We start from the raw sequence: 1,807 nt of genomic DNA, 5'->3' as shown, positions 1-1,807 counted from the left end.
CTACCCGAGATTCTTGGTGCCAAAAAAAGTAAAGCACTAGTACTTTTATATGTAATAAGTTATCAGATAAAATTTCATCCAGACAGGTTTCCTGCTAAGACTTATATCTAAACTAATTACTTAACCGATTATTATGCAGCAAAAACATCTAATATATAATCGGCGTTAAACTGATAATCATCATCATCATCATCAACACATTGGATATTGACAGGTAGCTGTTCAACGTCGAAAGAGAGATCATATCCTGTATTTGCATAAATATATTTTCTCAACTCATCAGCATTAACAATATTTTTACATGTGACGCCATCATGCTGGAGTAAAACAATACTGTCACCCATAAAGCGAATCATATGTTGTAGAATCAATGATTCAGCCCCCTGTAAAATATGCGCTAGCAATTTAGATCGCTTCACATTTTTAAATTCCTCGACCTTTGTTTTCATTATTAAACCAGCATCGTTTAATATTTTAAAATGACCTTTCGTTCTATTCTTATAGTCATTAATTACATTATCTCTGACAGAATTTATCTCCTTACATAGTTTATGAATAAAACTTCCCTTAATTGCATTAGAATCATAGGTTATATCCAATTTTTTCAGAACACCACAAGGTGATAAATTAGAGCCATAAATTAGTGCAATTAGAATAACTTTCGCATCATCTTCAGAAATATTGAAAAGTTCAGCAACTTCTTTCCTTACCAACTTTTTATTATTTATGTAATAATCAGTACATGGAGTCGATACATTTATTCGTGAACACATTTGAGATAAAAGAGTATAATGACAATTCTCTATATCTATATCATAAAGCCCAGCTAAAGCCGCTTTACGTATCTGACGACTACAGTTTTGTAGATTTATTTCATTTTCAGCATAAAATCGACCAGAGCTGCTTTGAACATATGTTATTGGCAAACAGCCCGATTTATTTGCTTTAGCCATAGATAGAATACTTTCAATTTGGGCTATTTTATGATCATTATTTCTACATTTTTTTAGCTCTATCATCAGGCGATGGAGGGCAAGTTCATTAATAGATATCTCTTTAGGAACAACTTCTTTTACATCGCATTTCCTACCTTCTCGCATTCTTGAGCGTATCCCATTTCTAGGAGGATTATAAGGCCTATTGCTTTCATCAACAACTCCGCACCCTTTTTGTATTGCATTACAACTTTCAGAAAAAACTTCATAGCCTAACTTTGTGGCGATATATCCATCAGGAAATTTACCTGCCAGGTGATTACTCGCTTGTTCAATTAATTTTAAATCTTTTTTCATTTCAGTAAAACGTTTAGCTCTTGGAATATACTCTCGTCTTTCACTTGAGTATATTGAAGAAGCAGACTCCACATGTGGGTGTCTACGCCTACCTACTGCACAAATGTACAATTGATTAAAATAAAATTTTTTCTCTTTCTCGGAGTATTTTGTTAGTATTTCTTTGGAACAGATTTTTTTGTTAATTAATTGGGCTTCAATTTTATTATCAAAACCTTTAGGTTTAGTAGTCATAGCATAATCCTGTTTTGCCAAACCTCGAAACAGCATAAAAGCCTTTACATTCGTGGACTTAGCTCGTTTAAAATGATTTTTTTTGCAACATATACTTATCCTTTGTTCTTCCTGTCCTTGCTCCTTTCGGCGAAAAAATTTCATATATAGAAAAAATACGCCGATAGGAGAATTTCTTCTGAGATTCGCAAGGTGAGGAAATATATTGATCGATAATGCATCTACATCAGAACTGATGAGAGATCTTATGAAAATCGATACGAATGATAGGAAATACAGGG

The 1,807-nt window shown here is 32.9% G+C and carries 1 protein-coding gene; it reads right to left on the bottom strand.

The genetic code is table 11. The features are described 5' to 3' along the window. Positions 1 to 131: 131 nt before the first annotated feature. A partial coding sequence (locus tag J5224_RS26330) for a hypothetical protein (protein ID WP_264628126.1) occupies positions 132 to 1,807 on the bottom strand: 1,676 nt, incomplete at its 5' end.

Source organism: Candidatus Symbiopectobacterium sp. NZEC135 (assembly GCF_025962695.1).
This window is presented reverse-complemented; position numbering and strand designations above follow the sequence as displayed.